We start from the raw sequence: 333 nt of genomic DNA on the forward strand, positions 1-333 counted from the left end.
GTCCAGGGTCAGTTGCTCGAACTTGCCAACATCAGCGCCCGCAACGGTCGCGATGGAGTTGACCACCGCTGGGTTAGTGCCGACGTAGACGTTGTCCGGAGCAGTGACAGTGATCGAGCCGGTAGTGCCGTTGGCCGGCACGGTGATGACGGTCTTGCCGTCGCTCAGCGTAAAGGTCAGCGCGCCGTGGTTGTTGATCGGCAGGCCATCTTTGTTGGTCAGGGTGATTGTGTAGGTGATCTCACCGCCTTCGGTGACCGAAGGGGTCGCGGTCAGCTTGGCCACGACTTCGTCGGTGGTGTCGGTGACATCCACTTTCGCAGCGCCGCCCAA

The 333-nt window shown here is 61.6% G+C and carries 1 protein-coding gene; it reads right to left on the minus strand.

Annotated features, from left to right (window positions below; translation table 11 throughout):
* Positions 1-333, minus strand: a 333-nt coding sequence (locus tag SB765_RS28590) for an immunoglobulin-like domain-containing protein (protein ID WP_410932351.1), incomplete at both ends; no start/stop codon positions are given.

Source organism: Pseudomonas sp. SIMBA_067, assembly GCF_046534675.1.
In the GTDB taxonomy this organism is placed as follows: domain Bacteria; phylum Pseudomonadota; class Gammaproteobacteria; order Pseudomonadales; family Pseudomonadaceae; genus Aquipseudomonas; species Aquipseudomonas putida.